This is a genomic window from Rhizobium mongolense USDA 1844, from assembly GCF_000419765.1.
GTDB lineage: Bacteria > Pseudomonadota > Alphaproteobacteria > Rhizobiales > Rhizobiaceae > Rhizobium > Rhizobium mongolense.
The window spans coordinates 342,266-367,328 of sequence record NZ_ATTQ01000005.1 but is presented as its reverse complement, the minus strand read 5'-3'; the positions used below and the strand labels follow the sequence as shown (position 1 = coordinate 367,328).

Below are 25,063 nucleotides of genomic sequence, written 5' to 3'. Positions count from 1 at the left end.
CCAGGAGATGCGGCGGACCTGAGCATCATGGGGTATGCAGACTCCTCAACAGGGAGTGCTTTTCTCTTATGAGCCAATAATTTGCGCATAAATGAAAGAAAATCAACAAATTCTTAATGATGAGAAATTCCTGCCTGCTCCTATGGTTAAAAGTCCAATTTTGGGGCAGGTGGAGATCAGCCTAACGACTTAGGCCCTCAGGAAATGAACCAGCTTTGCAAAGAAACCAATAGGCACATAGCAGTAACTTTGCCGCATGTTGACGTTACGTAAGGTCGCAACATTTCCGTTCGGGAAATAGCACTGCCCGCGTAGCGGCCTGCCGCTATCCGTGTATTCTTTAACAGAGCCCCTTTGTTCTTCCCGCCGCAGCAGATGCACCCTAAGACGGTCACCGAAGGCTGTGATCCATTTCCGCGTCTTTTCCACAAAAGAAGCGTGTCCTTTGCCAAAGCCACGATTACAAATTTGTAATATTCGGCGTTCTCCGGTGGAAAACGATGTCCTGCACCGGTCCTGAGACAGTATTGCCGTCAGGCTGCAGCAGCAACGACGCGGTTCCTGCCGGTGTTCTTTGCTTCATAAAGAGCAAGATCGGCCTGCTTCATAAGCTGGTCCGGCGTGATGACCGAGGATAGGCGCGAAGAGATACCGAAGGAAGCGGTGACTTTCAGCTCCTGCCCTGCCGTTTTCAACCCAAAAGGAATGCTTTCGACGGAGGCCCGCAGACGCTCGGCAACCGCGGCAGCCACCTCAGGCGATGTATCCGGCATCACCACGACGAACTCCTCGCCGCCATAGCGGCAGGCGAGATCGGCGCCGCGCACGGTCGAGCGGATGCGGTTGGCAAATTCCTTGAGCACTTCGTCGCCGGCATCATGGCCGTGCGTGTCGTTCACCTGCTTGAAACGGTCGATGTCGGTGATCAGTACGGATAGTGGCCGCCCCCGGGCCATCGAGCGGTTGAAGAGAACCTTGAGATGATTGTCGAGGTAACGGCGGTTGTTGAGACCCGTCAGCGGATCGGTGACGGCAAGCTCGATGGTCTGCTTGACGCTGGCGCGCAGGCGGTCGTTGAAGCGCTTGCGGCGAATCTGCGTCAGGCCGCGGGCGACGAGTTCGTTCGTATCGACCGGACGGACGATGTAGTCGTTGACGCCGAGATCGAGCGCCCGGATGACCATGTCGTCAGCGCCCTGCTCCGTTATGATCAGGATCGGCAGAAAACGGGTACGCTCCAGCGAGCGGAATTGCGAGCAGAGCCGCAGGGGATCGTAATCGTCGAAATTGGCATTGACGATCACGAGTTCGAAAGCATTCTCAGCAGCTTCGAACAGGGCTGCCTGCGGGTCGGAGATGGCCGTCACATCGGCGATCGGCTTCAGCGCCTTGATGATACGCTCCTGCGAATTGGCGCGGCTGTCGACCAATAGAATCTGTCCGGCCTCTTCCGAGCGCCCTTCGCCGGCACGGAGCAGATCGTCGATCCCCATCGTCTCGGCCGTTTCGGCGCGGATGCGCAGTTCATCGCTCAGCGTCTTCAGGCGCAGAAGGCTCTTCACGCGGGAGATGAGCTGCAGGTCGTTGACCGGCTTGGTCAAGAAATCATCCGCGCCCGCCTTCAAGCCGCGCACGCGGTCAGCCGGCTGGTCCAGCGCCGTCACCATCACGACGGGAATATGCGAGGTCTTCGCGCTCGCCTTAAGACGCGCGCAGACCTCGAAGCCGTCAAGTCCCGGCATCATCACATCGAGCAGGATGAGATCGACCTGGTTGCGCTCGCAGATCGCCAGTGCCTGATAGCCGTCCGCCGCCGTCAGCACGTCGAAATATTCCGCGAGAAGCCGCGCTTCGAGCAGCTTCACATTCGCCGGAATATCATCAACCACCAATATGCGCGCAGTCATAAACGTCTTTCAGATGCGCTAGGCATCACCGAGATAGGTCTTGATCGTTTCTATGAACTTCGGAACCGAGATGGGCTTGGAGACATAGGCTTCGCAGCCGCCCTGGCGGATACGCTCCTCGTCGCCCTTCATTGCAAAGGCCGTCACCGCAATCACCGGGATGACATGCAGTTCGTCGTCTTCCTTCAGCCATTTGGTAACCTCCAGGCCGGAAACCTCCGGAAGCTGGATATCCATAAGGATCAGGTCCGGCTTGTATTTTCGAGCAAGATCAAGCGCTTCCATCCCGTTTCGGGTCTGAATTGTCGTATAGCCGGACGCCTCGATCAGGTCGCGAAAGAGCTTCATGTTGAGCTCGTTATCTTCTACAATCATCACCTGTTTGGGCATGGCACGCTTGTCCCTACGTCTCGTCCCTGCAGCCGATCGCGCCGTGACAGAAGACTGCGCACACGAATCCAGGAAACCGATAGTGGTAAACTACCGGTATTTGGTTGAAGAAAAGGTAACTTACCCAGCGAAATGCAAAGCAACTTCAAGACTTCCAAACAATTAGCCGCAGACCCCCAGGAAACGGCGATTGCCGTTCTCAGCTGGCTGGCGAACGAACCCGACATGTTCTCGCGTTTTCTGGCGCTGACGGGTGTGGAGCCTGCCCAGGTCCGCAACGCCGTCCACGATCCTGGCTTCCTTGCCGGCATGCTGGATTTCCTGATGAACCATGAGCCCACGGCGGTGGCCTTCTGCGAGGCGACCGGCACGATGCCCGATACGCTTGCTGCCGTATGGCGGCATTTCTCCTCTCCCGGCCTCGATTCCGGAGAATACTGAGCGCAATGGAGACCGGGACCTTCGACATCTCGCATGTGCGGCTCGGCGACCGGCCGCTGATCGTCTGCGACGTCGACGACGTCGTGCTGCAGTTCATCGATCCCTTTCAGCGGTTTCTTCTCAGCGAAGGGCATGAGCTTTTGCCGCGTTCCTTTCATCTTCATGGCAATATCGTTTCTAAAGATGGGGTTGCGCTCGAGGTTATCCATGTCAGCCGGCTGATCGAAACCTTCTTCGAACGGCAGGAGGAGTGGCAGCTGCCGCTTTCGCTGGCTGCGGAGACGCTCGGCAGGCTCTCCGCCACTGCCGATATCGTTTTCCTGACCGCAATGCCGCCGGTCTATGCGGATCAACGGCGGCGGTTGCTCGACCGCTTCAGCCTCCCCTACCCGCTGCTTGCGACCCGTCAGCCGAAAGGGCCGGTCGTCAAGGCGCTGCATGGCGTGCGCCCCCTGCCCGTCGCTTTCATCGACGACATGGCGGTCAATCTTCATTCGGTGCGCGAACATGTCGATAACTGCCTTCTGCTGCATCTGATGCCGGTCTCCGAAATTCACCGTTTCGCACCTGCGGCCATGGACGACATTCAGCGGATTCACGACTGGAACGAGGCTGCATCGCTGATCGGTAGTCATTTCACTGAAGCCGACGCGGCTCGGAGCCTCACTGCAGCAAATCCAACCGCATGAGCGGCCGCCCCTCCTTTCGCCGTGCCACCGGCTCGAAGCCCGCCGCATCGAAGATCGCGGTCGAGCCGATGCAGAGCGTGACCGACTTCGACTGCTTCGTATGGTCGATGGGACAGCCTTCGAGACAGCGCGCGCCGTTTTGCCGCGCGTGATCGATCGCGCCCTGCAGCAGGCGATGACTGAGACCTTTGCCACGCAGTGGCAGCGAAAGAAAGAAACAGCTCACAGCCCAGATCGACGGGTCCAGCACATCGCCCTCCTCCAGCGGCCGGGAAACCGTGCGCGGCGAGTTGAATTGGGCAACATCTTGGCGCGGTCCCACCTGCACCCAAGCGACCGGCCGGTCATCCGCATAGGCGAGAATGCCGGGCGGCGGACCGGCGGCGATGCGGTTTTTGATATACCCTTTCCGCTCATCCGGCCGCATTTTGGTGCGCACTGCATGCGGCAATCTGAGAGCCACGCACCAGCAGTCACAGAAGGCACCGCGCGGGCCGAAGAGCGTCTCGAAATCCGTCCAGCGCTCCGGCGTCACCGGCTCAAAACGCAGATCGATATCCAAAGCCAAACCTCTCCTGTCTCTTGAGACTCGGAAGTTTAAGGCGTAGTCTCACAATGTTCAATCTTTGTTCTCGCCCCGATGACGCCCACCCCTGACAAGACACCCGGCTTCTGTCGAGACTGCCTTGCCGAGCAGAAGGGCGAGGCACGCCGCTGCATGGCCTGTGGCAGCCCGCGCCTCGTACGGCACAAGGAACTCTATGATCTGACCCTCGCACATATTGATTGCGACGCGTTCTATGCGGCGGTGGAAAAGCGCGACAATCCAGAGCTCGCCGACAAGCCGGTCATCATCGGCGGCGGCAAGCGCGGCGTCGTGTCCACCGCCTGCTACATCGCCCGCATCCACGGTGTTCGCTCCGCCATGCCGATGTTCAAGGCGCTGGAGGCATGCCCGCAGGCGGTCGTCATCCGTCCCGATATGGACAAATACGTCAAGGTCGGCCGCGAGGTCCGCACCATGATGCAGGAGCTGACGCCACTGGTGCAGCCGCTTTCGATCGATGAGGCATTCCTCGAACTCGGCGGCACCCAGCGCCTGCACCATGACCCGCCGGCCCGCACGCTCGCGAAATTCGCCCGCCGAGTGGAAAAGGAGATCGGTATCACGGTTTCCGTCGGGCTGTCCTACTGCAAGTTCCTCGCCAAGGTGGCCTCAGACATGCAGAAGCCGCGCGGCTTCTCCGTCATCGGCCGCGAAGAAGCGGTCGAGTTTCTGGCGCCGCGCCCGGTGACGACGATCTGGGGCGTGGGCAAGGCTCTCGCGGCAACGCTCGAAGCGGACGGCATCCGCACAATCGGGCAATTGCAGACGATGGAGGAAACGGACCTGATGCGCCGCTACGGCAGTATCGGCCAGAGGCTTGCGCGCCTTTCGCGCGGCATCGACGACCGCGAGGTTCACCTCAACGATCCGGCAAAGAGCGTCTCCTCGGAGACCACCTTCTTCGACGATATTTCACGCTATGACGAGCTGGTGCCGATCCTGCGCGGTCTCTCCGAGAAGGTCTCCTGGCGGCTGAAGAAGAGCGGCATCGCCGGGAATACCGTCGTCTTGAAGATGAAGACGGCGGACTTCAAGTCCCGCACGCGCAACCGGAAGCTGGAAGACCCGACGCAGCTTGCCGACAGGATTTTCCGGACCGGCATCGAGCTTCTGCAGAAAGAAACGGACGGCACGAAATTCCGCCTGATCGGCATCGGCGTCACCGACCTTTGCGACCCGGCGCGGGCTGACCCGCCGGACCTCATCGACCAGCAATCCACGCGGCGCGCGGCGGCGGAAACCGCGATGGACAAGCTGCGCGAGAAATTCGGCAAGAAGACCGTGGAGACCGGCTATACCTTCGGCAGCGGCAAACGCGACGGATAATCGGGCAATCGCAAGTACACGGCTGTGCTACCCAAAGATCACCATTGCGTGAGCGCCGATCCAACGACGAATGCTCAAGCCTTCCTTAAGCATCGTGCCGTAACATGCCGGACAAGTATTGCGTATTGGTTGGCTCACATGTTCTCGCGTTTTGTTTTCGGCCTCGGCTTGCTGTCGGCGACCGCACTCGTCAATCACCCGGCCTTTGCAGTGGATGCCCCTACCCTGCAAATCTTCGTTTCCAAGGACAAGCAGTCGCTTGTCGTCTATGACGGCACAGAAGTGATCGCGACCTCGAAAGTCTCGACCGGCAAGGCAGGTCACACGACACCGAACGGCATCTTTTCCGTTCTCGAAAAGAAGAAATACCACGAGTCCAACCTCTACTCCGCAGCTCCGATGCCATGGATGCAGCGACTGACCTGGTCTGGCATCGCACTTCATGAATCGAATTCCGTGCCGCGCTATCCGGCCTCCCACGGCTGCGTGCGCATGCCCCCCGCCTTTGCCAAGCAACTCTACAGGATAACGGATCTCAGCGTGCCGGTCATCATAAGCGATGCCGAAGTGGCGCCCGAGCCGATCGCGCATCCAAATCTCTTCCGTCCCGATCTGCCGGAACCGCCACTGCTGCTTTCGGATGCGGAACTGCGCCCGGCGATCGGCGAAAACCGCGGAGAGCCTGTTCAGTTGGCGATGAACAGCGCCGCGCCATCGCCTGTCGCGCAGGTCGCGGCACCGGAAAACACCGATCCGATCCGCATTCTCATCACCCGGCGCACCGAGCGCGAGACGGTCATCGATATCCAGACCTATCTCAACCAGCTGGGCTTTTCGACGGGCACACCCGACGGCCTTGTCGGCACGGCCACCATTCAGGCCATCAACACCTTCAAGGCGCTGCGGCCGGCGCAATTCAAAGGTGACAAAGCGCTCGTCAGCGAAACTCTCCTTAGGGAAGTTTACGCTGCGGCGGGCAAAGGCGAGCCGCCGAACGGCATCATCATGGTCCGGCAGGATTTCATGCCGGTCTTCGAGGCGCCGCTGACGATCGACAACCCACGGCAGGCACTTGGCACGCATTTCTTCGCGCTGCACGCCGTCGACGCCAAAAACGGCAAGGCCGACTGGCTCGGCGTGACGCTCAAGAACGATCTTTCCAGGCAGGCAATGAAGCGGCTCGGGATCGTCGCCAACGAGAGTTCGATCGTAACCGGCACGCCGATCGCCAACGCGCTCGACCGCATCACGATACCCGACGAAATACGCCGCCGGATCGGCGGCATGCTGGCGGCGGGCTCGACGCTGACGATTTCCGACACCGGGATCGGCCCAGAAACCGGCGCCGGCACGGATTTCATCACAATTACGCGCTAGAGCGCAAAGCCATCGACGGCAGGCGGCACGGCCGTCGTACCGGGAGCCCTTTTGCAGTTGGTTCCGATTTCGCAGGCCTGGCGCATAGCTTCTAATTGCAAGCTCGTCGCAATCAATGAAATACTGGTTGCATGATAGAGCGATTCATTCTGAACGATCGAACAACCAAGCGGTGGGCCTGATCGAAAATGGAAATGCTCACGCATGTATGTCCTAAAACACGGCATCAAGAAAAATCCTGAAAAGCGGTGGGCGCTGCCTGACCGTATCTTCTTTGGCTATGGCGCCTGCCACATCCTCGCCGGTGTCTTCCTTCAGCGTCCGCCGCTCGAAGGCTTCCATGCTGAGCGGATTATTCCGAACGAGGGTTTTGCAGGAGGTCATATGTATGTGACGAACGGCATCATCGCCTTCGATCATCACGGCTATTGCGGGCGCGAACAGCTTCTGGAACACCATCGGAAGGGGTGGGCATCTCGCAATCCCGGGTGGGGCTGCGCGATCGAGGGAGTCGATTTCGATCCGCTCAGCACGGCCGAGCTAAATCAACGCAAGATGCTGGGTCCCGATCAGTATCTGCGTGACCCAATCCCTCGGGCGCGCAACTTCATTGATCGCAGAGACCACACGCAACATGCGGCTAAGGCGCTCAAAACAACCTTCGCTCTTAGTTGAAAGGCAGCGCAAGAAATCTTGATTTATGCGCGTGGTCCTGATGATGTTCACCATGAGCAAACGCCAGCCATTCAATCTCGATGCCTACCTGGGCGATATAGCGACAAGACCCTGTTTTATCTGCGGGCTGGTGAGCGGAGATCCTGCGTTCTTCCATCATCGCATTTTCGAGGATGAGGAGACGATCATCTTTCTCAGCAAGTATCCAACGCTGCCCGGATACTGTTTGGTGTCACCAAAGAAACACCGCCAAGACTTGGCTCAAGATCTCTCGACCGAAGAATACCTGCGATTGCAAGGGCATGTACACCTCTTGTCTCGGGCACTGAAAAAAGCATTCGAGGCTGAAAGAATCTACGTTCTTTCACTCGGCAGCCAGCAAGCCAACAGCCACCTCCATTTCCATGTGGTTCCACTGCCCGCAGGCGTACCCCTCGAAGCGCAACAGTACCACGCGCTCATGGCCGAGCATGGCGTGCTGCAGATTCCCGCCGGCGAGATGGCACGGCTAGGGGAGCAGATCACCCAAGCCTTTCTTCAGGAACGGGCGTTCCGTGATTCTGGTTCAGGCAGTTCCTGACCTAGACAAGCTCGACATCGACGATGCCGGGGGCGGCGCGCAAGGCGGCGGCAATTTCCGGTGTGATGCGGTATTTTTGCGGCAGCTCGACCTCGACCTCGCGCTTGCCGTCCTCCTTGATGACGATGAAGGAAACCAGGCCGTCGCCCTTGGCGTTCAGGTGGGCCGCAACGGCGCGCAGAGGTCCGGAATCGCGGACATAAACGCGCAGCGACTTCTGCATCTGCAGCGACTTTTCCTCGAGCGACTGGATCGTCTGCAAGCGCAAACCGACGCCTTCCGGCCGCTCCTCGCCGGTGGCGGTTAGCACAAAGGACTTCCCGGGTTCCAGCACGTCGCGATACTGGCTCAGCATTTCGGAGAACAGCACAGCTTCGAACTGTCCGGACGAATCCGAAAATACGATGATGCCCATCTTGTTGCCGGTGCGCGTCTTTCGCTCCTGCTTCGAAATGACAGTTCCGGCAAGCCGGGCATTGGTTGCGCCCTGCTTCACGGCCGCGGAGAATTCCGCAAAGGTCTGGACCCGCATCTTCTGCAGGATGTTGTTGTAGCTGTCGAGCGGGTGCGCCGTCAGGTAGAAGCCCAGCACCTGGAACTCCTTGAGCAGCCGCTCGGAAGCGAGCCAGGGCGAAAACGGCGGCAGCGCGATTTTCTCCGGCCCGGACAACAGCGCGCCGCCGAAGATATCCGACTGGCCGCTCAGCTTATTTTCCTGCGCGCGCTGGGCATAGCCCAGAATGCGATCAAGGCCGGCTGCGAGCTGGGCGCGATCCTGGCCGAAGCAATCGAAGGCGCCGGCATAGATCAGGCTTTCCAGCACGCGTCGGTTGACCTGGCGCGGATCGATACGCAGGCAGAAATCCTCGATGCTGGCAAAAGGCTTGTCACCGCGAACCTCGACGATGTGATCGACGGCATTTTCGCCGACGCCCTTCAGCGCCGCCAATGCGTAATAAATGCGGCTGTCGCCGGTTTCAAATTGGCGGAACGAGCTTTGAACCGAGGGTGCGATGACCTCGATGCCGAGGCGCTTGGCATCCTGCCGGAAATCGTTGACCTTATCGGTGTTCGACATATCGAGCGTCATCGACGCGGCCAGGAACTCGACCGGGTAATGCGCTTTCATGTAGGCCGTCTGATAAGAGACGATCGCGTAGGCGGCGGCATGCGACTTGTTGAAGCCGTAGTTTGCGAACTTTGCCAGCAGTTCGAAGATGTTGTCGGCTTGCGGCTTCGACACGCCGTTGCTGATGGCACCGTCGACGAAGCGTTCGCGCTGCTGGTCCATTTCTGCCTTGATCTTCTTGCCCATGGCGCGGCGCAGAAGATCGGCTTCGCCGAGCGAATAGCCGGACAGGACCTGGGCGATCTGCATCACCTGTTCCTGATAGACGATGACGCCCTGTGTCTCCTTGAGCAGGTGATCGATCATCGGATGGATCGACTCGACCTCTTCTTCCCCATGCTTGCGGGCATTGTAGGTCGGGATGTTTTCCATCGGGCCCGGGCGATAAAGGGCGACGAGGGCGATGATATCCTCGATGCAGTCCGGCTTCATGCCAATCAGGGCCTTGCGCATGCCGGCACTTTCGACCTGGAAGACGCCGACCGTTTCGCCGCGAGAGAGCATCTCGTAGGTTTTCTTGTCATCGAGCGGTATCGCGGCGAGGTCCACCTTGATGCCGCGCTTGGCCACGAAATCGACCGCAACCTTCAGTACCGTCAGCGTTTTCAGGCCGAGGAAGTCGAACTTTACGAGGCCGGCCTGCTCGACCCATTTCATGTTGAACTGGGTGACCGGCATATCGGAGCGCGGGTCGCGATACATCGGGACCAGCTTCGAGAGCGGCCGGTCGCCGATGACGATGCCGGCGGCGTGCGTCGAGGCGTGGCGGTAAAGGCCCTCGATCTTCTGGGCGATATCGAGCAGGCGCGCCACCACGGGCTCCTTCGCTGCCTCCTCCTGAAGCTTCGGCTCTTCCTCGATCGCCTTGGAGAGCGGCGTCGGATTGGCCGGATTGTTCGGCACCAGCTTGCAGATCTTGTCGACCTGGCCATAAGGCATTTCCAGCACACGGCCGACATCGCGCAGGGCAGCGCGCGCCTGCAGCGAACCGAAGGTGATGATCTGCGCCACCTGCTCGCGGCCGTATTTCTGCTGCACGTAGCGGATCACCTCTTCGCGGCGGTCCTGGCAGAAGTCGATGTCGAAGTCGGGCATCGAGACGCGTTCCGGATTGAGGAAGCGTTCGAAGAGCAGCGAAAAGCGCAAAGGGTCGACGTCGGTGATCGTCAGCGCATAGGCGACGAGCGAGCCTGCACCGGAACCGCGGCCGGGGCCAACAGGGATATCATGCTGCTTTGCCCATTTGATGAAGTCCGCAACGATCAGGAAGTAGCCCGGAAACCGCATGCGCTCGATGACGCTGAGTTCGAATTCCAGCCGTTCGCGGTAATCCTTCTCCTCATAGCCGGGCGACATGCCGAGTGTGGAAAGGCGCATGGCGAGCCCCTCCTCCGCCTGGCGGCGGAGCTCCAGCGCTTCGGCGCGTTCCGCCTCCTCGGGATCGTCAGTGGCGCCGGTAAAGCGCGGCAGGATGGGCTTACGGGTTTTCAGTACGAAGGAGCAGCGGCGGGCGATCTCGACGGTGTTTTGCAGCGCTTCCGGCAGATCGGCAAAGAGCTTCGCCATCTCCGCGCGGCTCTTCAAATAGTGATCCGGCGTCAGGCGGAAGCGGCTGTCGTCCGAGACGATGGCGTTATGGGCAACGGCCAGCAGCGCATCATGGGCATCATAATCGTCGCGCGTCGGGAAGAAGGCCTCGTTGGTCGCCACCAGCGGCAGATCGTGCTCATAAGCAAGCCCCACGACCTTCTGCTCATGGCGCTTGTCATAGGTTCCGTGGCGCTGCAATTCGACATAGAGCCGGTCTGGGAAGAGGCGCTTCAGGGCAAGCAGCCGGGTTTGCGCCTGCGCGGCATGCCCCTGCTTCAGTGCCATGTCGACGGGACCGCCAAGCGCACCCGTCAGCGCGATCAGCCCCTCGGTTCCGGCCTCTTCCAGCCAGGATGCCCTGATATGGACCGCCTGGTGGTCTTCGCCGCCGAGATAAGCGCGGCTGACGAGATCGACGAGCCGTTCGTAGCCTGCCGCGGTCGCGGCAAGCACGACGATCGAGGGCAGCTTGGCCAGCGCCTGCTGACCGCCGCGCCTTTCTGTCTCCAAGCCGTCCATATCGATGGACAGCTGGCAGCCGATGATCGGCTGCAACCCCTCTTCCATCGCCTTTTGCGAAAATTCGAGAGCGACGAACAGATTGTTGGTGTCTGTGACGGCGATTGCCGGCTGGCTGTCCCCCGATGCCTTGTAAAGGATCTTCTTCAGCGGCAGCGCGCCTTCAAGAAGCGAATAAGCCGAGTGGACACGCAGATGCACGAAGCCCGGCGTACCGCCGACGAAGCCGCTCTGCGCATCCGCCATCTCATACCCTTCCAATCGCCCGAATGAATCGGTTTGCATTGTCGGTGTTGATGACGGCGATGTCCAGAAGCAGTCCCTTGTGCGGACCGCATGAAAGCGATGCGGTCCCCTGAAAAATTACATTGCCATGAGGATCAACGAAAAGCTGGCAACGAACATTGCAATGGAGGTGAATGCTGCGATATCACGGATCATGTCAGTCATCGGGCTCTCCTTTACTCGTTATGTTTCCACTTTGTTCCGCTATTGTTCTGTTGTCAACAGGAATCATTTGCGCATAGTTAACGGCGGAATCGGAGGAGAATTATGAGGGCTGTCATCGCATTGATCGCCATTCTCGTCGCAACGGCGACGTCGGCTGCGGACATAGACCCTGGTGCCATCGTCGATGGCGCGACCGGAGATTGGAACGGCGACGGCAAGCTGGATCTGGCCATCCTCGTCGCACCGGCCGACGCCGAGAGAAAAGAGCAGATCGGCATCTACATCTATCTGCGTGACACCGACCACGAACTGCTCAGGCTTTCGGCAAGCGCGCCCAGCAAGATCTGGGGCATCACGGATGCAGACGGCGCCTTTGGCCAAGAGCCCACGATCAAGGCTGCCGGCAAATCCTCCATTGCCGTCCATGCCCAAAACAGCGCGATCGGCCGCGAGCGTTGGGACCTGACGCTGACGCTTGCCTACCGCAACAAGCAATTCGTTGTCGCGGGCTACACCCACAATCACTACGACACGCTCGATCCCAGTGCCGGCGGTTCATGCGACTACAATGCGCTGACCGGCAAGTTGCAGAAGAACGGAAAGGACGTGAAAGCCGCGCCTCGCGTGATCACCATCGAGCAGTGGAGCGACGAAACCGGTCGATCGATCTGCGGCCAATAGTCGCCAGTTCTTCTTTTGTTCTTTACACGCAAGCGTTTTTGGGCGAGCTTCAGCGCGGGAGGCCGAGAGCCATGAATCTTGCTGCATTGAACGGCTTCATCGTCGAAGCGAAGGCAAATACCTATGTCGGCGGCGGGAAAAAATTAGACGCCTGCCGCAGCGGATCGCACGACATCGGCTACGAGCGCGGAGAATGGCGCTATCTTGACAGCTATTTCGGCGGAACGGATTTCGCCGGACAAGAAGTCGTGTGGCTGGGCGGCGAGCCCGTCTGGGTCATGAACTATTTCGGCCGCATTGTCGAGCCGATGCTAATCGATGGAGAGAAGGCAGGCGCCGTCATCAAGGCCGCGCTTTCGACGATGTATGCCGAATACAGTCGCTTCCTGGGCGGCATGGAGTTCGAGCATGCATTCGGCTTTTATGCCGACCACAGCACCGGCGATTGCGATCACTTCAGCGGACGGGAAATGATCATCGTTGCAGAGCGGAGAGCCTACGAGCTGGACTACCGAGGCGGCCTCATCCGCCCCTAATCAAAACTCGACAACCTTACCGTCGCTGATGGTCACGCGACGGTCCATGCGGCCGGCGAGTTCGTGGTTATGAGTGGCGATGAGCGCGGCAAGACCGGACTGGCGGACGAGCGCCTCCAGCGCATCGAACACGTAGCTGGCGGTCTCGGGATCGAGGTTCCCGGTCGGCTCGTCGGCGAGAAGCACGGTCGGCGCATTGGCAACCGCGCGCGCAATCGCGACCCGCTGCTGCTCGCCGCCCGAAAGCTCGCCGGGACGATGGCTCGCGCGGTGGCCGATGCGCATGTAGTCGAGCAGCTGCTTTGCGCGTTCGCCGGCCTCCTTTCGCGGCAGACCGGCAATCATCTGCGGCATCATGATGTTTTCGAGGGCCGAAAACTCCGGGAGGAGATGGTGGAACTGGTAGACGAAGCCAATCTCGCTGCGGCGGATCGCCGTGCGCTTCTCGTCGGACAGCCCTTCGCAGACTTGACCGTTGACGATGACTTCGCCGCCGTCCGGATGCTCCAGCAGGCCGGCGACATGCAGCAGCGTCGATTTGCCGGTACCCGAAGGAGCGACCAGCGCGACGATCTCGCCGCTGTGGAGGGTAAAATCTGCGCCCTTCAGAATGGTGAGCACGGTATCGCCCTGGCCATAGTGACGCTCGACGCCGGAAAGCTTGAGAACGACGTTCCGTTTCATTGAAATCAGCATTCCTTATTCGTAGCGGAGCGCCTGCACCGGATCGAGCCGCGAGGCCCGCCAGGCGGGGAAAATGGTCGCGAGAAAGGAGAGCACCAGCGCCATGACGACGACAGACACCGTCTCGCCGAGACTCATCTCGGCCGGCAGCTGGCTCAGGAAATAGAGTTGCGGATTGAAGAGCACAGTGCCCGTGACCCAGGAGAAGAACTGGCGGATCGATTCGATGTTGATGCAGACGACGACCCCGAGCAGCACGCCGGCAATCGTGCCGACGATGCCGATCGCAGCACCGGTCATGAAGAAGATGCGCATGATGGCGCCGGACGTCGCGCCCATGGTGCGCAGGATCGCGATATCGCTGCCCTTGTCCTTCACCAGCATGATAAGGCCGGAGATGATGTTCAGCGCCGCGACCAGAACGATCAGCGTCAGGATCATGAACATCACATTGCGCTCCACCTGCAGGGCGGAGAAGAAGGTCTGGTTGCGCTGGCGCCAATCGGTGATGGCGATCTGACGGCCTGCCGCTTCCTCCACCTTGGGGCGGAGATTGTCGATATCGTCGGGATTGTTGGCGAAGAGTTCGATCGACTGAACGAGGCCCTCGGCATTGAAATAGAGCTGCGCCTCTTCAAGCGGCATATAGATGATCGCCGCGTCATATTCCGACATGCCGATCTCGAAGATGCCGGAGACCGTGTAGGATTTGACCCGCGGATTGATGCCCATCGGCGTCACGTCGCCTTCCGGTGAAATCAGCGTGATGGTGTCGCCTGCCTGCAGACCGAGCTGCTCCGCCATGCGCGAACCGACAAGAACGCCCTGCCCCGAAGCGAATCCGACGAGGTCTCCCGACTTGATATTGTCGGAAACCGTCTTGAGCTTGGTCAGGTCTTCGGCGCGGATGCCGCGCACCAGGGCACCGGTTCCCGCACCTGCCTGGCCCGACGCCAGAGTCTGGCCCTCGACCAACGGCAGCGCCATCCTGATCCCGGGCACCGCCGCGAACTTGTCGGTCAATGCCGCATAGTCAGTAAAAGGACCGTCCACCGGCTGCACGATCATATGGCCGTTGATGCCGAGAATGCGCGAGATCAGCTCGGTGCGGAAACCGTTCATGACCGCCATGACGATGATCAGCGTCGCGACGCCCAGCATGATGCCGACGAAGGAAAAGCCGGCGATGACCGAGATGAAGGCTTCCTTGCGGCGGGCGCGCAGATAACGCCACGCCACAAGGCGTTCGAAGGCGGAAAATGGCCTGCCCGCCGGACCGAAGCCGGATTTTGAACCCCGCTGGTCCACCGCCGCATCTGCCATTTCGCCTCCGTTCGGCCTTACGCCAAGAGCTTGTTGATCGCCGCGTCGATCGTCATCGTTTCGCGGGCACCGGTCTTGCGGTCCTTGAGTTCCACTTCGCCGTTCGCGACCGCGCGCGGGCCGGCGATGATCTGCATCGGTATGCCGATCAGGTCGGCGGTGGCGAATTTCGTTCCGGCGCGATCATCGGTATCGTCATAGAGAACGTCCTTGCCTGCCTTCGAAAGCGCCGCGTAGATCTTCTCGCAAGCTGCATCGCAAGCGACATCGCCCGCCTTCATGTTGATCACGATCGCATCGAACGGCGCAACAGAAGCCGGCCAGATGATTCCGTTGTCGTCATGCGATGCTTCGATGATGGCGGGAACAAGGCGTGTCGGCCCGATGCCGTAGGAACCCATGTGAACAGTGTGTTCCTTGCCATCTGGCCCCTGCACCTTGGCGCCCATCGGCTCGGAATATTTCGTGCCGAAATAAAAGATGTGGCCGACTTCGATGCCGCGCGCCGAAAGACGCTCGGTTTCCGGGATGGCGTTGAACGCTGCTTCGTCGTGCATCTCCGAGGTGGCTGCATAGACAGAGGTCCACTTGTCGAAAATCGCATTCAGGCCGGCGGCATCGTCGAAATCGGTATCGGCCGGTGGGATATCGAAATTGACGAAATCCTTGTGGCTGTAAACTTCGGATTCGCCGGTCTCCGCGAGGATGATGAATTCATGGCTGAGATCGCCCCCGATGGGACCGGTGTCGGCGCGCATCGGAATGGCGCGCAGCCCCAGGCGGTCGAAGGTGCGCAGGTAGGCCGTGAACATCTTCTTGTAAGAGTGCTCGGCGCCCTCACGCGTCAGATCGAAGGAATAGGCATCCTTCATCATGAACTCGCGCGAGCGCATGGTGCCGAAACGCGGGCGGATCTCGTCGCGGAACTTCAGCTGGATGTGATAGAGGTTAAGCGGCAGGTTCTTGTAGGACTTGACGTAGGAACGGAAGATATCGGTCACCATCTCCTCATTCGTCGGTCCATAGAGCATCGGCCGGTCCTGGCGGTCCTTGATGCGCAGCATCTCCTTGCCATAGGCGTCGTAGCGCCCGCTCTCCTGCCAGAGCTCGGCGGACTGCAGCGTCGGCATGGAAAGCTCGATCGCGCCGCTACGATTCTGCTCCTCGCGGATAATGGAGTTCACCTTGTCGAGAACGCGCTTGCCGAGCGGCAGCCAAGAATAAATGCCCTGCGACTGCTGGCGGATCATGCCGGCGCGCAGCATCAGCCGGTGAGAGACGATTTCCGCCTCCTTGGGGTTTTCCTTGAGGATGGGCATGAAATAGCGGGACAGACGCATGACGGATTCCAGAGCAGTTGGGATTCCGCTCTCATGCGGAATCGACGGCAATCGTTGATATCGGGGCGTTCATAACCGCTTCGCGGCCGGAAAGAAACCCGCGTGACGCGCGAGCAGCCTATCGTAGACGCAAGTTTGCGGCCGAAAAAAGCCTATGCGAAAAAAAGCGGGCATTTCTAAAGGTTTGCATCAAAATCTTGTCAACAGGTATTTTTTTCTCAGGTGTAGCAAAAATGCAAAAAAAGCTGATGACAAAGCTTAATCTTTGAGCTAGCTTTAGCTCACAAAACAGGCAGGGAGATTAAATTCCTGTCGAATTCGCGGTCAAGTCTTGGGAGGATCAGATCTTAGGCGCGCTCGTCGCAGCCCCGGCAACGGTTACAGATCACGCGATACTTAAAACAAGGCTTTCAGCCTTGTTTTTTTTTGGTTTTTCCAGCCTAACTCGACGCAGAAAGGCACTTCGTCTTACCTAACGGCAAGCGATCTTGCTGTTGCGTGAGTTCTCTGCGTCATTTCCATGACGCCCGTACGTCAGCTCCGGCTTTCCGGCAAGATTACATATGCTCAAAGATTGAGCAAAAGCTCCATTTCATCGGAAGCTCGGGCCGATCTGCGGGAGGGCGTCGAAACCCCAGCCGAAATAGGTCGAGGAGATATACCAGGCGCCATAGACGAGCGCCGAAACGACGGTCGTCAGTGAGAATGTGAAGAGCGCCCGAAAACGCGTCGGCGCGCTCGGAACGGTGCCAAGAACCACGTCATTGTCCTCCGCCTGCGTGCGGAGGCCGATCGGCAGCACGGCAAAAAGCGTGATCCACCAGACGATGAAATAGACGGCAAAGCCCTGTAGAAAAATCTGCAGCATGTCTGTGTCCTAACGCCGTTTGCAAACATTGCAACAGGCGCGCTTATAGAGCGGAATGGTGGATAGCTCAAATCCCATATCCGGACCCTTCCGCAGTCAGGTCACTCTGCCGCAGCCTACCTCAAACCTGTTCCAGCTCGATCAGGGTGCCGAAGAAGTCCTTCGGATGCAGGAAGAGCACCGGCTTTCCATGGGCCCCGGTTTTCGGCTCGCCGCTTCCAAGCACCCTCGCGCCCGATTTCGCGAGTTGATCGCGCGCCGCAAGGATGTCCAAAACCTCGTAGCAGATGTGATGCATGCCGCCGGAAGGGTTCTTTTCGAGGAAGGCGGCGATCGGAGAATTTTCGCCGAGCGGCTCCAGCAGTTCGACCTTGGTGTTCGGCAATTCGACAAAGACGACGGTGACGCCATGTTCAGGTAAAGCTTGCGGCTGCGAGACCCTGGCACCCAGCGTATCGCGGTAGCCTGCCGTTGCTGCGGCAAGGTCGGGGACGGCAATGGCGATGTGGTTGACGCGGCCGAGCATCGATCAGACCTTTGTGATGAACGCCGTGACTATCGGCTTCTTGCCCCAGGTCTGGTTTGCTGCAGCGCGGACCGCGCGGCGCACCGCTTCCTGCATCATGTCAAGGTCCTTGCGGCGGGCGCGAGGGATGCTCTCGATAGCGCCAACGACGGCGTCGAAGAGCGTGTCCTCCATCTCGTCGCCCTCGTCGTCATAGACCGGTAGGCCGATCGCCACGAGATCGGGATCGCCAACGATGTCGTAACGGCTGTCGATCACGAGGCTGACCGCGACATGGCCGACATAGGAGAGCTTCTTGCGCTCGCCGATACCCATCTCGTCGAAATCGCCGATGAGCATGCCGTCCTTGTAGATGCGTCCGTGCGGCGCCTCGTCGATGACCTCGACCGGACCGGGCGCAAGCCGCAGAATATCGCCGTTGCGCACGCGCGGCACGATGCTGATACCGGATTGCTCCGCCAGTTCCTTGTGAGCTGTCAGATGCGTCGCTTCGCCGTGCACGGGCACGACGATCTTCGGGCGTGTCAGCTCGTACATCTTCTGCAGCTCGTTGCGGCGCGGATGGCCGGAGACGTGAACCAGCGCTTCGTTGTCGGTGATGACGTGCACGCCCTGCTCGGTAAGGCCGTTCTTGATATCCTGGATCGCCTTCTCGTTGCCGGGGATGGCGCGGGAGGAGAAGACGACGATATCGCCGGCGGCGAGTGCGACGTTGCGCATCTCGTCGCGCGATAGCTTGGCAAGCGCCGCGCGCGGCTCGCCCTGGCTGCCGGTCAGGATGACCACGACCTTGTCGCGCGGGATATAGCCGTATTCGTCCTCGGAGATGAAGGGTTTGACGCCTTCCATCAGTCCGATCTCGCGGGAGACATCGACGACGCGCTTCAGCGAGCTTCCGAGCAGCAAGACTTCGCGGCCTGCGGCTTCAGCGGCCTCGGCAATGGTGCGGATACGGCCGACATTCGAGGAGAAACTGGTGACCGCCACGCGGCCTTCAGCATTCTCGATGATCCTGCTCAGGCTTTCCGAAACATCCTTTTCGGACGGCGAAACGCCGTCGCGAAGCGCATTGGTGGAGTCACACATCAGCGCTAACACGCCCTCGTCGCCGAGCTGGCGGAAGCGGGTCTCGTCGGTCAGCGGTCCGAGCGACGGCTCATGGTCGATCTTCCAGTCGCCGGTATGGATCACATTGCCGAGCGGCGTGCGGATCATCAGCGACATCGGCTCGGGGATCGAGTGATTGACAGCCACGCCTTCAATGCTGAAAGGACCGGCATTGATCGTATCGCCTGCCTTGAAGATCGTCACCGGCACTTCGCCGATCGCATCCTTCTCGAAATTGCGCTTGGCTTCCAGCAGGCCCGCGGTGAAGGGCGAGCCGTAGACGGGAACATTCAGGCCCGGCCAGAGGTCGGCCAGTGCACCGTAGTGATCCTCATGCGCATGCGTGATGATGATCGCCTTGAGGTTCTTGCGCTCGGCAGCGAGAAAGCGGATGTCGGGCAGCACCAGATCGACGCCCGGAAGATCCGGACCCGGGAAGGTGACGCCGCAATCGACCATGATCCACTGGCGGTGATCTGCAGGGCCGTAGCCGTATAGCGCGAGATTCATGCCGATCTCGCCGACACCGCCCAAAGGCAGAAATACCAGTTCGTCCTGCTTAGCCATAAGCTCCACTATCCAAAAAATACATCCCCGGCGGCAATCTGCATCATCTTGCCCGTACCGGTTTCGAGCATCAACAAGCCATTATCATCAATCCCAGCGAATTGTCCGGAAATCGAGCGGTCCGGCAGATTGACCGTGATCTTCTCGCCGATGCCGCAGGCGACATCCCGCCAACGGGCGGTGATCTCGCGAACGCCTCGTCCTTCGTTCCAAATATCGAGCACCTCTGCCATTGAAGCGAAGAGATGGGCAAAGAGTTCTTCGGGGGCGGCAGTACTTCCCTCTTGGCGCAGACAGGTCACCGGGTAGAGCGGATTGTCGGGCATGAGGGAGACGTTGATGCCGATCCCGATCACCAGCGCGTAGCGCTCATCTGCAAGCTTTTCACCTTCGACGAGGATTCCGCAGGTCTTCCTGCGGCCGATCAGGATGTCGTTCGGCCACTTCACCTCAAGCGGTGCTGCGCCAGGCGGCAGAACCATGCGGATTGCCTGATGCACGGCAATGGCGATTGCCAGCGGAAGCGACGAAACGCGCTCCATCGGCGCCGGATCGATCAAGAGAAGGGAAGCGTAGAGATTGCCGCGTTCCGAAGCCCAGGCGCGGCCGCGGCGGCCGCGGCCACTGGTCTGCTTCTCTGCAGTCACCCACAGGAAACCATCGTCCCCTGCCCTGGCGCGGGCAAGGCATTCACTGTTGGTGGAGGATGTTTCCGACAGCGCCTCGTGCCGGAAATCGCCGAGCGATATCCGGCGCCGCACGGGAAACATCATCAAAAGAGCGTCGCAGCCGCGAGTTCGGCCGCACCGCCGATCGGGCCACCGATGACGACATAGGCAAGAACGAACAGGCCGGAAAGGCCGAAGACGAGGCGAAGCGGGCCGGAAACGCGGGCAAACTCATCCGTCGCTTCATCGAACCACATCAGCTTGATGACACGCAGATAATAGTAAGCGCCGACGACCGACGCGAGAACGCCGATGATGGCGAGCGCATAGAGCTTGGCTTCGATGGCAGCGACGAAGACAAAATACTTCGCGAAGAAGCCTGCAAGCGGCGGAATGCCGGCGAGCGAGAACATCAGGATCGTCAGCACCGTCGCCATGAAGGGGTTCGTGCTGGAAAGACCCGCGAGATCGTCGACAGCTTCGACGACCGTGCCGTCCTTGCGGCGCATCGACATGATGATCGCAAACGAGCCGAGCGTCATGACCATATAGATGACCATGTAAAGCATCACGCCCGTCACGCCTGTCTGGTTGCCGGCGGCAAGCCCGACGAGCGCATAGCCCATGTGACCGATCGAGGAGTAGGCCATCAGGCGCTTGATGTTCCGCTGGCCGATGGCGGCAAAGGCGCCGAGCAGCATCGAGGCAATCGAGATGAAGACCACGACCTGCTGCCAGTCGGCAATGACTGGCTGGAAGGCGGTGATAACGATGCGCGTCATCATGGCCATGGCCGCAACCTTCGGCGCGCTTGCCAGGAAGGCGGTGACCGGGGTCGGCGCGCCTTCGTAGACGTCCGGCGTCCACATGTGGAAGGGGACCGCCGAGATCTTGAAGGCGATGCCTGCGAGGATGAAGACCAGACCGAAGACCAGGCCAAGCGAGCGGGCACCTTCGGCGGAAAGCGCCTGGGCGATATCGTCGAAATGCGTATGGCCGGTGAAGCCGTAGACCAACGACATGCCGTAAAGCAGCAAGCCCGAGGAAAGCGCGCCGAGAACGAAATACTTGAGGCCTGCTTCGGTGGACTTCAGGTTCTCCCGGTTGATCGCCGCCACGACGTAGATCGCCAGCGATTGCAACTCGAGACCGAGATAGAGCGCGATCAGGTCGTTTGCCGAGATCATCAGCAAGATGCCGAGGGTGCAGAGCACCAGCAGGACCGGGAACTCGAACTTGTCGAGCTGGTTTTCCCTGGCAAGGCCGATCGACATGAAGAGCGCTGCGAAGGAGCCGACGAGCGCGGTGATCTTCATGAAGCGGGAGAAACCGTCCGCCTGGTAAACGCCGCCGTAAGCAAGGCCATCGCCCGGCACGAAGATCAGCCATAGCGCAGAGGCCGCAAACAGGATCAGCGCCAGAACGCTCACCATACGGCCCGACCGCTCGCCCGCAAAGACGCCGATCATGAGCAGGACAAGGGCGCCGACCGCGAGGATGATCTCCGGCGCGGAAAGATGCAGGCTTGCAAGAATGGTTTCAGCGGTCATGTCCAAAAAGTCCCGTCATCAATTCATCGACAGCGCAACGTCGTGCGCAGCGTTTACGGCGGCCGTATAGTTGTTCACCAGCATATCCACCGAGGCGGCCGTCGCATCGAAGACCGGCGCCGGATAGACGCCGAAGAAGATCGTCAGTGCCACCAATGGATAGAGGATCAGTTGCTCGCGCGGCGAAAGATCGAGAAGCGCCTTCAGCTTTTCCTTTTCCAGCGCGCCGAAGATCACGCGGCGATAAAGCCACAGAGCGTAAGCTGCCGACAGGATCACGCCGGTTGCGGCAAAGAGCGCTACCCAGGTATTGACACGGAAGACGCCCATCAGCGTCAGGAATTCGCCGATGAAGCCCGAGGTGCCCGGGAGGCCGACATTCGCCATGGTGAAGACCATGAAGGCGACGGCATATTTCGGCATGTTGTTGACGAGGCCGCCATAGGCCACGATCTCGCGGGTATGGGTGCGGTCATAGACGACGCCGACGCAAAGGAAGAGCGCGCCCGACACGATGCCGTGCGACAGCATCTGGAAGATCGAGCCCTGCACGCCCTGCATGTTCGCCGCGAAGACGCCCATGGTGACGTAGCCCATGTGGGCAACCGACGAATAGGCGATCAGCTTCTTGATGTCGTCCTGCATCATCGCGACCAGCGAGGTGTAGATGATGGCGATCACCGACAGGGCGAAGACCAGCGGCGCGAAGAAATCGGACGCGACCGGGAACATACCGAGCGAGAAGCGGATGAGGCCGTAACCGCCAAGTTTCAGCAGCACGCCTGCCAGGATGACGGACCCGGCCGTCGGTGCCTGGACGTGCGCATCCGGCAACCAGGTGTGAACCGGCCACATCGGCATCTTCACCGCAAAGGAGGCGAAGAAGGCAAGCCACAGCCAGGTCTGCATCGCGGGCGGGAACTTGTAGGCGAGCAGCGCGGAAATATCCGTCGTGCCGGCCTGCCAGTACATCGCCATGATGGCGAGCAGCATCAGTACCGAACCGAGCAGCGTGTAGAGGAAGAACTTGTAGCTTGCGTAAACGCGGTCCCTGCCACCCCAGACACCGATGATGAGGAACATCGGAATGAGACCCGCTTCGAAGAAGACGTAGAAGAGCACGATATCGAGCGACACGAAGACACCGACCATCATCACTTCAAGGATGAGGAAGGCGATCATGTATTCCTTCAGGCGCTTTTCGATGGAGAGCCAGCTCGCCAGAATGCAGAAGGGCATGAGGACCGTCGTCAGGATGACGAACAGCATCGAGATGCCGTCGACGCCGACATGATAGCCGATGCCCGTGCCGAGCCAGCTATGCTTCTCGACCATCTGGAAGCCCGGATTCGCATTGTCGAAACCGATCCAGATGAACAGCGAAACGATGAACGTGACGATGGTCGTGATCAACGAGATGTTGAGCACGTTGCGCCTGCCGCTTGGGCCGTTTTCGCTCATCAGCAGCAGAAGCACCACGCCGACGAGCGGCAGGAAGGTGACCGTTGAAAGAATAGGCCAATCGGTCATCAGAGGGAACTCCCGAGCATCATCCAGGTAACGAGTGCGGCAATGCCGATCAGCATCGCGAAGGCATAGTGATAGAGGTAACCGGTCTGCAGGCGGACGACGCGATTGGTGACGTCGACGACGCGGGCGGCAACGCCGTTCGGGCCGTAAGCGTCGATGACGCCGATATCACCCTTCTTCCAAAGGAAGCGGCCGAGCGCCTTGGCGGAACGGACGAAGAGGAAATCGTAGAGCTCGTCGAAGTACCACTTGTTGAGCAGGAACTGGTAAAGCACGCGGTGCTGCTGCGCGAGAACGCGCGGCGTCGAGGGCGACTTGATATACATGTACCAAGCCGTCACGAAGCCGAGAAGCATCGCGATGAACGGGCTCAGCGCCACCCAGGCCGGCACGTGGTGGAATTCTTCCAGCAATTCGTTCTCGGCGCCGGTGAAGAGCGCGCCCTTCCAGAACTCGGCATAGTGGTGGCCGTAGAAGTAGCCCTCGAAGAGGACACCCGCGAGAATCGCGCCGGCCGCCAGAAGATAGAGCGGCACCAGCATGACCTGCGGCGATTCGTGGACGTGGTGCATCACCTCATGCGAGGCACGCGGCGTGCCGAAGAAGGTGAGGAAGGCAAGACGCCAGGAATAGAAGCTTGTGAACAGGGCCGCGATCACCAGAAGCGTGAAGGCGAAGCCTGCAACCGGCGAATGCGAAGCGTAGGTCGCTTCAATGATCACGTCCTTCGAGAAGAAGCCGGCGAAACCGATCGGCGTGAACGGAATGCCGACGCCGGTCAGCGCCAGCGTGCCGATCGTCATCATCCAGAAGGTGACCGGAATGTGCGTACGAAGACCGCCCATGTAACGCATGTCCTGCTCGCCATCGACGGCATGGATCACCGAGCCGGCGCCGAGGAAGAGCAGCGCCTTGAAGAAGGCGTGTGTGAAGAGGTGGAAGATCGCCGCACCGTAAGCCCCGACGCCGAGCGCCACGAACATGTAGCCGAGCTGCGAGCAGGTCGAATAGGCGATGACGCGCTTGATGTCGTTCTGCACGAGACCGACGGTCGCGGCGAAGAAGGCGGTGATCGCGCCGATCATGGTGACGAAGACCAGTGCATCGGGCGACAATTCGAAGAGCGGCGACATGCGGGCGACGAGGAAGACACCGGCGGTGACCATGGTCGCGGCATGGATGAGTGCCGAAACCGGAGTCGGGCCCTCCATAGCGTCCGGCAGCCAGGTGTGCAGCAGGAATTGAGCGGACTTGCCCATCGCGCCCATGAAAAGCAACAGGCAGATGCCGGTCAGCGCATGCGCCTTGTCGAGCTGCATGCCGAAGAGGTTAAGTACGACTTCACCCGCAGCTTCGGCTCCTTCATGCGGCGCGAAGCTCGAGGCATTGGCGAAGATCGTGTCGAGGTTGATCGAACCGAATAGAACGAAGATGCCGGCAATACCGAGCACGAAGCCGAAGTCGCCGACGCGGTTGACGACGAAGGCCTTGATTGCGGCGGCGTTTGCCGACGGTTTCTTGTACCAGAAACCGATGAGCAGATACGAAGCCAGACCCACGCCTTCCCAGCCGAAGAACATCTGGGCGAGGTTGTCGGAGGTCACCAGCATCAGCATGGCGAAGGTGAAGAGCGAGAGATAGGCGAAGAAGCGCGGACGATGCGGATCATGGTGCATGTATCCGATCGAGTAGATATGCACCAGCGTCGAGACCGTGTTGACGACGATCAGCATGACGGAGGTGAGCGTGTCGACGCGCAGCGACCAGGAGACGTCGATGCCGCCGGACTGGATCCAGCGTAAAACCTCGACCTTGATCGGCCCGCCTTCGAGATGCCCCATGCCGACGGTGACGAAGACGTACCAGGACAGGACCGCAGCGACGATCATCAGGCCGCAGGTGACGTATTCCGATGCCTTGGCGCCGATCGCACGGCCGAAGAGGCCGGCGATGATCGCGCCGATCAAGGGAAGAAAGACGATAGCCTTATAGAGGAACATGAG

The 25,063-nt window shown here is 59.9% G+C and carries 22 protein-coding genes; 8 read left to right on the top strand and 14 right to left on the bottom strand.

The window, feature by feature from the left end:
- Positions 1–533 precede the first annotated feature (533 nt).
- Together A3C3_RS0112015 and A3C3_RS0112010 are read right to left on the bottom strand one after the other, a co-directional pair.
- Positions 534–1,907, bottom strand: a complete 1,374-nt coding sequence (locus A3C3_RS0112015; RefSeq protein ID WP_022714853.1) for a PleD family two-component system response regulator — start codon at positions 1,905–1,907, stop codon at positions 534–536.
- Between the two features lie 18 nt (positions 1,908–1,925).
- A complete protein-coding gene (locus A3C3_RS0112010) occupies positions 1,926–2,297 on the bottom strand; it encodes a response regulator (protein WP_022714852.1) in 372 nt (123 codons plus the stop codon).
- A gap of 132 nt (positions 2,298–2,429) precedes the next feature.
- On the opposite strand from A3C3_RS0112010, the gene A3C3_RS0112005 reads away from it, so the two are divergent.
- Together A3C3_RS0112005 and A3C3_RS0112000 are read left to right on the top strand one after the other, a co-directional pair.
- Entirely contained in the window at positions 2,430–2,738 is a 309-nt protein-coding gene (locus A3C3_RS0112005) for a DUF3572 domain-containing protein (protein ID WP_022714851.1), read from the top strand.
- 5 nt (positions 2,739–2,743) lie between these two features.
- Complete coding sequence (locus A3C3_RS0112000) at positions 2,744–3,427, top strand: hypothetical protein (protein ID WP_022714850.1); 684 nt, start codon at positions 2,744–2,746, stop codon at positions 3,425–3,427.
- Here the strand turns inward: A3C3_RS0112000 and A3C3_RS0111995 are convergent.
- Positions 3,402–3,989, bottom strand: a complete 588-nt coding sequence (locus tag A3C3_RS0111995) for a GNAT family N-acetyltransferase (protein WP_022714849.1) — start codon at positions 3,987–3,989, stop codon at positions 3,402–3,404. The two genes, A3C3_RS0112000 and A3C3_RS0111995, sit on opposite strands and share 26 nt — an antisense overlap.
- Positions 3,990–4,067: 78 nt before the next feature.
- Here A3C3_RS0111995 and A3C3_RS0111990 point away from each other — a divergent pair, with 78 nt between their 5' ends.
- From A3C3_RS0111990 to A3C3_RS38210, 4 genes are all read left to right on the top strand, one after another.
- Complete coding sequence (locus tag A3C3_RS0111990) at positions 4,068–5,360, top strand: DNA polymerase IV (RefSeq protein ID WP_022714848.1); 1,293 nt, start codon at positions 4,068–4,070, stop codon at positions 5,358–5,360.
- A 138-nt stretch (positions 5,361–5,498) separates the two neighbouring features.
- Positions 5,499–6,737: a L,D-transpeptidase family protein gene (locus A3C3_RS0111985; RefSeq protein WP_022714847.1), complete on the top strand. Its 1,239-nt coding sequence runs from the start codon at positions 5,499–5,501 to the stop codon at positions 6,735–6,737.
- Between the two features lie 204 nt (positions 6,738–6,941).
- On the top strand, positions 6,942–7,412 hold the full coding sequence (locus tag A3C3_RS0111975) for a hypothetical protein (protein ID WP_022714845.1): 471 nt from the start codon (positions 6,942–6,944) through the stop codon (positions 7,410–7,412).
- A 52-nt stretch (positions 7,413–7,464) separates the two neighbouring features.
- Positions 7,465–7,992 (top strand): HIT family protein, encoded by a 528-nt coding sequence (locus A3C3_RS38210; protein ID WP_051154459.1) that lies wholly within the window; start codon positions 7,465–7,467, stop codon positions 7,990–7,992.
- Between the two features lies 1 nt (position 7,993).
- Here A3C3_RS38210 and dnaE read toward each other — a convergent pair whose 3' ends face one another.
- Complete coding sequence (dnaE, locus tag A3C3_RS0111965; protein WP_028739582.1) at positions 7,994–11,476, bottom strand: DNA polymerase III subunit alpha; 3,483 nt, start codon at positions 11,474–11,476, stop codon at positions 7,994–7,996.
- A gap of 306 nt (positions 11,477–11,782) precedes the next feature.
- Between dnaE and A3C3_RS0111955 the strand changes: the two genes are divergently transcribed.
- Together A3C3_RS0111955 and A3C3_RS0111950 are read left to right on the top strand one after the other, a co-directional pair.
- The gene (locus A3C3_RS0111955; RefSeq protein WP_022714841.1) at positions 11,783–12,361 is read left to right on the top strand and encodes a hypothetical protein; all 579 of its coding nucleotides are present in this window, start codon (positions 11,783–11,785) and stop codon (positions 12,359–12,361) included.
- Between the two features lie 71 nt (positions 12,362–12,432).
- A complete protein-coding gene (locus A3C3_RS0111950; RefSeq protein WP_022714840.1) occupies positions 12,433–12,897 on the top strand; it encodes a DUF5680 domain-containing protein in 465 nt (154 codons plus the stop codon).
- Here the strand turns inward: A3C3_RS0111950 and A3C3_RS0111945 are convergent, their stop codons facing one another.
- From A3C3_RS0111945 to nuoL, 10 genes are all read right to left on the bottom strand, one after another.
- The gene (locus A3C3_RS0111945; protein ID WP_028739581.1) at positions 12,898–13,581 is read right to left on the bottom strand and encodes an ABC transporter ATP-binding protein; all 684 of its coding nucleotides are present in this window, start codon (positions 13,579–13,581) and stop codon (positions 12,898–12,900) included.
- 15 nt (positions 13,582–13,596) lie between these two features.
- Complete coding sequence (locus tag A3C3_RS0111940; RefSeq protein WP_022714838.1) at positions 13,597–14,904, bottom strand: lipoprotein-releasing ABC transporter permease subunit; 1,308 nt, start codon at positions 14,902–14,904, stop codon at positions 13,597–13,599.
- Between the two features lie 17 nt (positions 14,905–14,921).
- Positions 14,922–16,244 carry a proline--tRNA ligase gene (proS, locus tag A3C3_RS0111935; protein WP_022714837.1) on the bottom strand — a complete coding sequence of 441 codons (1,323 nt, stop codon included), beginning with the start codon at positions 16,242–16,244 and terminating at the stop codon, positions 14,922–14,924.
- Between the two features lie 592 nt (positions 16,245–16,836).
- Positions 16,837–17,112, bottom strand: a complete 276-nt coding sequence (locus A3C3_RS0111925) for a DUF1467 family protein (RefSeq protein ID WP_022714835.1) — start codon at positions 17,110–17,112, stop codon at positions 16,837–16,839.
- A 121-nt stretch (positions 17,113–17,233) separates the two neighbouring features.
- The gene (gene mce / locus A3C3_RS0111920; protein WP_022714834.1) at positions 17,234–17,638 is read right to left on the bottom strand and encodes a methylmalonyl-CoA epimerase; all 405 of its coding nucleotides are present in this window, start codon (positions 17,636–17,638) and stop codon (positions 17,234–17,236) included.
- A gap of 3 nt (positions 17,639–17,641) precedes the next feature.
- Positions 17,642–19,312 carry a ribonuclease J gene (locus A3C3_RS0111915; RefSeq protein WP_022714833.1) on the bottom strand — a complete coding sequence of 557 codons (1,671 nt, stop codon included), beginning with the start codon at positions 19,310–19,312 and terminating at the stop codon, positions 17,642–17,644.
- Positions 19,313–19,320: 8 nt separating this feature from the next.
- A complete protein-coding gene (locus A3C3_RS0111910; RefSeq protein ID WP_022714832.1) occupies positions 19,321–20,085 on the bottom strand; it encodes a biotin--[acetyl-CoA-carboxylase] ligase in 765 nt (254 codons plus the stop codon).
- Positions 20,085–21,530, bottom strand: coding sequence for an NADH-quinone oxidoreductase subunit NuoN (gene nuoN, locus A3C3_RS0111905; protein ID WP_022714831.1), 1,446 nt, complete (start codon positions 21,528–21,530; stop codon positions 20,085–20,087). The genes A3C3_RS0111910 and nuoN overlap by 1 nt, the downstream gene beginning before the upstream one ends.
- A gap of 18 nt (positions 21,531–21,548) precedes the next feature.
- Complete coding sequence (locus A3C3_RS0111900; RefSeq protein ID WP_022714830.1) at positions 21,549–23,060, bottom strand: NADH-quinone oxidoreductase subunit M; 1,512 nt, start codon at positions 23,058–23,060, stop codon at positions 21,549–21,551.
- Positions 23,060–25,060, bottom strand: a complete 2,001-nt coding sequence (gene nuoL / locus A3C3_RS0111895; RefSeq protein WP_022714829.1) for an NADH-quinone oxidoreductase subunit L — start codon at positions 25,058–25,060, stop codon at positions 23,060–23,062. The genes A3C3_RS0111900 and nuoL overlap by 1 nt, the downstream gene beginning before the upstream one ends.
- Between the last annotated feature and the right edge of the window lie 3 nt (positions 25,061–25,063).